Origin of the sequence: Micromonospora fulviviridis, assembly GCF_014648395.1 — a bacterium.
In the GTDB taxonomy this organism is placed as follows: Bacteria; Actinomycetota; Actinomycetes; order Mycobacteriales; family Micromonosporaceae; genus Micromonospora; species Micromonospora fulviviridis.
In genome coordinates this window covers 1-6,893 of the sequence record NZ_BMRA01000006.1, presented here as the reverse complement: position 1 = coordinate 6,893, position 6,893 = coordinate 1, and the positions used below count along the sequence as shown (strand labels likewise).

6 protein-coding genes and 1 pseudogene are annotated in these 6,893 nt (G+C 67.3%); 3 read left to right on the top strand and 4 right to left on the bottom strand.

Going from position 1 to position 6,893, the window contains the following annotated elements:
• Positions 1–279 precede the first annotated feature (279 nt).
• A complete protein-coding gene (locus IEY96_RS16885) occupies positions 280–423 on the bottom strand; it encodes a hypothetical protein (protein WP_189196207.1) in 144 nt (47 codons plus the stop codon).
• Between the two features lie 820 nt (positions 424–1,243).
• Between IEY96_RS16885 and IEY96_RS16880 the strand changes: the two genes are divergently transcribed.
• On the top strand, positions 1,244–2,983 hold the full coding sequence (locus tag IEY96_RS16880) for a tetratricopeptide repeat protein (RefSeq protein ID WP_189195764.1): 1,740 nt from the start codon (positions 1,244–1,246) through the stop codon (positions 2,981–2,983).
• A 170-nt stretch (positions 2,984–3,153) separates the two neighbouring features.
• Here IEY96_RS16880 and IEY96_RS16875 read toward each other — a convergent pair whose 3' ends face one another.
• The 3 genes from IEY96_RS16875 to IEY96_RS16865 all read right to left on the bottom strand — a co-directional run bounded on the left by IEY96_RS16875 (position 3,154) and on the right by IEY96_RS16865 (position 5,613).
• A complete protein-coding gene (locus IEY96_RS16875; protein ID WP_189195763.1) occupies positions 3,154–3,468 on the bottom strand; it encodes a hypothetical protein in 315 nt (104 codons plus the stop codon).
• Between the two features lie 25 nt (positions 3,469–3,493).
• Positions 3,494–3,757, bottom strand: a complete 264-nt coding sequence (locus tag IEY96_RS16870) for a hypothetical protein (protein ID WP_189195762.1) — start codon at positions 3,755–3,757, stop codon at positions 3,494–3,496.
• 374 nt (positions 3,758–4,131) lie between these two features.
• On the bottom strand, positions 4,132–5,613 hold the full coding sequence (locus tag IEY96_RS16865; RefSeq protein WP_189195761.1) for an ADP-ribosylglycohydrolase family protein: 1,482 nt from the start codon (positions 5,611–5,613) through the stop codon (positions 4,132–4,134).
• Positions 5,614–6,186: 573 nt separating this feature from the next.
• Between IEY96_RS16865 and IEY96_RS16860 the strand changes: the two genes are divergently transcribed.
• Entirely contained in the window at positions 6,187–6,525 is a 339-nt protein-coding gene (locus tag IEY96_RS16860) for a hypothetical protein (RefSeq protein ID WP_189195760.1), read from the top strand.
• 56 nt (positions 6,526–6,581) lie between these two features.
• A pseudogene (locus IEY96_RS16855) lies at positions 6,582–6,893 on the top strand (transposase); the annotation flags it as partial.

Below are 6,893 nucleotides of genomic sequence, written 5' to 3'. Positions count from 1 at the left end.
CCGGTCCACGCGGCGATCCCGCGCGGTGGCCGGTGCCGCCGGCCGAGGCATACCGGTACCAGGTGGACACTCGCCGCAGGTCGACGCCGGTGGGTCAGCCAGGCTCGGGCTGACCCACCGGCCCCCCCGTGGGCGGTGAATGGTGTGTGTTCGGATCAGCCGACGCTCACGGGGTTCGGCGTCGTCGGCTGGCTGTCGCTGTGGGCCGCGCAGGGTGATCTCGGCGGTGACCGCGCGCCCACGGCGGCGGCGATTCCGGCGCCGATGAAGGAGAGCGGCTTAGCCGTCCGTGAGGGCGGGCAGGTCGCCGAGCTGGTCGGCGCGGGCGGCGCAGGCCACCGCGGTCATCGCGGCCAGGCCGAGCGCCGAGCCGACCTGGTAACTGGGGGCGACTTTGGCCTCGGTGCCATCGGTGAGCATCATGCCGCCGACGAACGGTACAGATGGCCATCCTGTCGCCGCTCAACTGCTCCCCGCGCAACCGCGAGTGAGCCGGTCTGCTCCCTACCGATGTCCTGGCCAGTACCCCGCTCCCCGCGCGCGGGCGTGATCCACCTGACCGACGTATTCGCCGGCGTACCGATACTTGGAAGCCGCCGACGAGGGATCAGGGCAACATGCGAGAGCCGAACGGTCACGTACCGGCATCACCGCCGGACGTGCGCACACTCAGTTCCACCTCCGAGCCGGACATGCACGTAATCGGATAGTCCTGAACGTGTCGCCGGTGGCATTGCCATGAGACGATCAGTTTCAGCGTGATGACGGAAGGTGATCTAGGCCAGCGGCCTGCTGGTCATGATCCGCTTTCTCCGCAGGAGAGGTTTCTTTCGTGCGACAATCATGGCGACTGCTGGGCGCTTGGCTTGCTTTGGCTGTAGGCGGAGCCGCAGGTGTCGGTGGCACGGCACTTGCATCAGTGTGGTTGTCCGCGCCACTTGCGGCATTGACAGGCGGAGGCATCGCAGCCGTTTCCGGAGTCGCAGCCGGTCACGCAAGCAGATGGATTGACCGCCAGCGCACGCTCCGGCGAGAACTTCCTGACCGCATTGCTGTCCAAGATCGGACCGGAAGACTTCCGAGGGTTGGCGACGTCACGAACCCAATCGTGCTTGGCGTCCATCCAGCTGAGGCCCGCTCCGACAATTCCCAAGGGACCCTCGCTGATGTTACCTCCTACATCCCGCGAGACATCGATAAGGCACTCAGGGAAGCAATACACCGAGAACCCATGATCGTTGTCGTGGGTGAGTCGACCGCAGGGAAATCTCGGGCGGCATTCGAAGCGATCCGGGCGGAATTTCCCGACCATCTGCTTGCCGTTCCGTCGGGACGAGAATCGCTTCCCGCAGTCGCGGCTCAACTATCCCTTTCGCGTCGCTGCGTCCTATGGCTTGACGACCTCGAGCGGTTCATGGGACCAAGCGGCCTTACCTTGGCGATGGTAGCGAGCGTCACGACATCAGCGCGATGGCACACCAGCATCATTGCCACACTACGCACCCCCGAATACGAACGCTTCACTTCGCGAGCGGAAGACTCTCTCGATGACCAAGGCCGCGCTTTCTGGAGAGCCAGCCGAGACATTTTGCGCGGTGCCTACATCATCCGGCTGGACAGGTTGTGGTCACAGGAAGAGCTCTCGCATGCGGCGTCCTATGCTGAGAAGGATCCACGAATTGCACTCGCCCTGAAGCATGCGAAGACGTTCGGCGTCGCGGAGAGCCTCGCTGCAGGTCCCGAACTTCTGAGTGACTGGCGTAACGCGTGGGCACCAGGTTCGCACGCCCGCGGGGCGGCGCTTGTGGCCGCTGCCGTCGACTGCCGTCGAGCCGGACTGAGCGACCCAGTCCCCCACGACCTGCTGCTGGAGTTGCACCATCACTACCTAGCCGCACGCGGCGGACCCGCACTTAGACCGGAGTCGGTAGACGAAGCATGGGCATGGGCCCTGCGACCCGTACATGGAGCGAGCAGTCTCCTCATTCCCGCGGGCCTCTGCGACGCGGGTTCCACCTACGTTGCGTTCGATTACCTCATAGATCGGCCCGAGCACGAACCGATCCCAACGGAAACGTGGAACATCCTTCTCACGAGGACGAATAGTTCCCAAGCGTGGCAGGTTGCATACGAGGCATATTGGCGGGCGCGAACGGCGTTTTATGCCGCAGTCGAATCCGGCACGGTTGACGACGTGGGCTCACGCGCGACCGCGATGGCTGACCGCGGAGATTACGCAATGGCGATCCGACTCCTCAAGGACGAATTCGACAAGTCAGCCACTCACAACAGCGCTGCGGATAACCGGTGGCTACAGCATCAGCTCGCCGTCAACCTGATGCTTTCCGGACGCGTTGACGAAGCAGAAACAATCTTCGAATCACTGCTCCAAGAAGCGGAACGCACATTGCCGCCCGACGACGAGTACCTGCAGGTCGTTCGGCACAATATCGCCTCGTGCATGGGGCGCCGGGGCGATCTTCCAGGAGCTCTTGCCTGCTTCCGCCGCATCCTCGCCGACCGGGAGCGATATCTGGGGCCCGAGGCGATGAATACCCTGGCCACTCGAGGCGCGATCGCAGGCATCATCGCCAAAATGGGAGAGCCATCTGAAGCCCTACGCCAGACGCAGAATATCTTGGCGGACGAAGTACGGGCCCTTGGCAAGGACCACACGAACACCTTCGAAACCCGCCGCAGCCTGGCCAGGTACTTCGCCCTAACCGGCGATTTCAACAGCGCCATCGATGCACTCCAGGCTTTGCTGCCGGACCTCGAGCGTGCACTGGGCGCCGACCACCTGGAGATCTTGGACGCACGCTGGGACCTCGCGCGATACCACCGCCAGAAAGGCAATCGACCTCAAGCGAAGCGACTCTTCGAGGAGGCCCTTGCCCACCGAGAGCGGGTGCACGGCACAGACAACGAAGGCACACGGCAGGCGCGGCATGAGTATGCGAAGTTCCTCGCCCAGCCTGACTAGCTAACCTTCTCCACAGCGTATGGTGCCAGCAGTCGAGACCAAACACGACACTGGCAGGCTGTGGTCGACGTCCGACCAGGGGCGCACGTGGCCGGACTCAGATGGTACCCGTGCGGAACCTTGGCGTCCCGGCCGCCGAGGTAGGGCGGCCGGGCTTCACCGGAGGAGCTTTAGCTGGAGCTGTTGCTCTGGATCGGCCCGCCAGCGCGGGTCAGAGGCCAGAGCCTCGGCCCGCTGGGCAGGTGCAGTGGAAGATCCGGGCGGTAGCCGTGTTGGCAGAGCAGGTCTCGGGCGCCTTCGGTGGTGACGACGGCGTGCACCGGGTGGCCGGTCTGGTCGACCACGTGGTGGTGGTAGCGCAGCAGTTCGTCGGCGGCGGGCCAGCTGTAGCCGGGTTGCACGGCCAGCCAGGACAGCCAGTGGTGCGGCGCGTCGGACCGGTAGCTGAGCATCGCCGCGTTGAGCTCGCCGAAGCGGGGAACCACCGCCCGGCCCGCAAACGTGGTCAGGTTAGTCGCCGAGCGTCCATTGTTGCGCGTCCAGGTCGTGGCGCCGCCACACCGCGACCGCTGACCAGTCCCCCGCCACGTCGACGTGGCCGGTCTCGATGGCGTGGTCGACGTCGACGGCGAGGAGCCGGTGCAGGACGTCCGGTCGGTTGTCGGCGTCCGGCACCAGCCACTCGGCGACTGGGTCCCGGGACAGCGCGTCGACCAGCAGCGCGGTGACGTCGGGAACGTCGGCCGGGCGCGCACGCCGTACGGATGTGGTCATGGCGGTGTTCACCGCGGCCGCCGGTAGTACGGATTGGGTGGCGGGAATGACGAGCGGACACCACCGTTGATCTGGCCGCGCCACATCGGCCAGAAGGGTGGCCCGGCCGATGTGGGCTGCATCCCGAGTGCCGTTCACTGCTGTTCGGTGCCGTTGGGTGCAGCTGGCTGTCGTTGCGTGCACCCATCTGCTCCCATCCCGCTCCCCCCGGGATCCCGGTCTCCGTGGGCCGGCGGTCCCCTCAGCCGCACCAAAGTTGTTCCGGCAGGTGGTGTGGGCCGCTCCCTTCCATGGGCCGGGCCATAGGTCCGCCTCGCCTGCAGCCGGCTTCTCGCCTGTGCCTGTGCGGCCTACAGCAGCCGCGGCGTAGCGCGTCACAGCTGTTCGACGACCTGCCGTAGTTCCGGGTTGAGTGTCCAGCCGTGCATCTCGAGCAGCCCGCGCAGCTCGGCCAGCGCGGCGCGCGCCGGTGTGCCGGTGGTCAAGGTTGTGTAGCGGGCGGCGACCGCCGGCGTGCGGCTCTGGCCTGCGGCGCAGTGCAGCAGCACGACATGCCCCTCCTTGCGCAGCTCGAGCAGCATGCGGGCGGCCTGATCGACTACGAAGTGCGGGTGTGCGTTGGCGCCGGGCTGGTCGACTAGCCACGCCCCGACCCTGTTCGCGACGGGCACGTCGTCGAAATCGTCACAGCCAACGCGACAGAGGGAGATCACCGCGGTGGCGCGCGCTGCGGCTGCGTCGGTGTGGAGGTTGCCGAGGATCACCCCGGGGTCGTGCGGGTGTGCCTGCATCAACGGTGCAACTGCTTGCCGTGGCGCGCGGGCGCAGCCCGGCCAACCGCCATGGCCGGCCTGGCCGCCTTGGGCGGTCAGCACGCTCAGGCGGAGCAGGTCCGCCGCGCGCCGCCTCGGCCAGCCGTGAACGACGCGCTGCCAGGCCAGTGGCACCGCGGACGAGCCCCATCGGGCGCCGAGCAGTGCCCCGGCGATCGCCGCGACGGTGTCGGTGTCGTCGCCGACGCGCACCGCTGCCGTCAGGGCGCGTTCGAGATGCTGGCAGGGGAAGCTGCCGTGGCCCGGGTTGTGGTCCGGGATATCGGTGTGTGTGATCGCCGACCAGGCGGCCTGCAAGGCTGGGACGACAAACCCGTTGGGTCGGAACTGCTCCGGCGGCTTGGACTCCGCCTCGGCCAACCAGCCCGACCATCGGTCACGGCGTTGCGCGGGCAGCAGGTCCAGACCCTCGCGTACCCCGTCGAAGGTCCCGTCGAGAACCGCCCGGCGGATCCCGGCGCACCACAGCACACACGCGTCCGCGGCCAGGGGGTCGTAATGGGTCAGTTCACTGACTGCGCGGGCGGCTTCCGCGAGCGCCTCCGGATCGCCGAGATAGGCCAGCGCAACCGGCGCGGTGCGCATCAGCGACCCGTTACCGGCGCTGCGGCCAGTCCGCCGGTGCAGATCGGCGGCTGCGTCTCGCATCGCCGCGGCACTGCCCGGTCCGCTCACGTGCGAGACCGCGTCCAGGACCGTGCGGGTCTGTGCCCCGATGTCGCTGGCGCCCTCCCGTTTCCACCGGAGAAAGTTGCCGGCGATGCGGTCGAGGGAGTCGCTGCGGCGCAGGTCCGCCCCGGTCGCGGACACCTCCGCGATACACACCGCCATCTGGGTGTCATCGCTGTACTCACCCGGCGCGTACGGGCCGAGTCCCCCACCGCGCATCTCCGTCTGCTCGTTCGCCGGAAGCGGCGGTCCGAACTCGTACGGCACGCCCAGCGCGTCACCGCACGCCGCAGCGAGGAGTACACCGGCAGCCCGGTCGCTCTGAATCGCATCCAGCGGCACAGTCGCTGTCATCAACTCCCCCACCCCCGCAACTCCCACATCCTCATGGCCGTCGCCACCGTCACGAGGCCGCTGGCCACTATGTCAGCCGGGTACGACGTTCTGTACGCCGCTCGGGCCTCCATCAACGCGCTGAACCAGGAGACCTATGGGCGCCTGTCCGCCTTCGGGTCGAACAGGGGAACGAACCGCCGTGCCTGCGGCAAGGTCAGCGGGAGCAGCAAATGAACGAGATGCCCCACTAGCCACGAGTCGTGCACGCCCGTGCCGCGCAGCCGGCCCACCGCTACCGGCGTACAGGTCCGGTGTCCCTCTGCTCCCCGGCTATCGCCAGCTCGCAACTTGCTTGGTAGATGAGGACGCCGGCTGCAGCTAGGTGGTCAAATCTTGTCGGAGCCTGGGCCTAACATGTACGGCGCAACCCAAAAAGTTGTAACGGGTGTTCCCCCAGCTGAGCTGGGAGCCGGGCACGCCCCCCACCACTCGCATACCAGGCGTCCGCCCCACCCCTTGGAGGTGATCCACATGCCACCCAGGCGTTAAGTCCCGCGCACCGAGCGCGGGCGGCCGGAAGGCGGTCGTCACATGGCCCGCACCGACGTTCACCGACCCGAGCGAGTGCAGCAGCTGGATCCGCACTTGCGTTACTGGTTTACCGACATCCACCGACACGGCTCCGGCCCCTGCGACATCGACGAGTACCTCGCCTCGCCCGCCTGGGACCGCACTCGCTGCTACCGGCAGCCCTCGGCTCAGGCCCCGAACCTTTGCGGCTGTCAGCTCTGCACCTTCCAGTCGCACCGTAAACTCGCCCACCGGCAGGAGCGCGTCGCCTGGCGTTCGATCCGTCAGCAGCTCCTCGCCGAGCACCGCGGCGACGAGCCCGACCTCGACGTGCCCCCGATCCGCGGAAAGGCCTGGTAGCAGTCTGAACCGCCCCGGGTTTGGTAGCGGCCCGACCTCTTGTGGAGGATCGAGCCATGTCACGCCCTTCCCCTTATCCGCGTGAGTTGCGTGAGCGAGCGGTGCGGATGGTCGCTGAGGTGCGGCCGAACTACGAGTCGGAGCACGCCGCGATCGGCGCCGTGGCTCACAAGCTGGGCATCGGCACCGCCGAAACGCTGCGCAAGTGGGTCCGCCAGGCTCAGGTCGACGCCGGCCAACGGGCTGGGGTGAGCACGGACGAGTCGGCGGAGTTGAAGCGGCTGCGTCGGGAGAACGCCGAACTGCGTCGGGCGAACGAGATTTTGAAGGCGGCGTCGGCTTTCTTCGCGGCCGAGCTCGACCGGCCA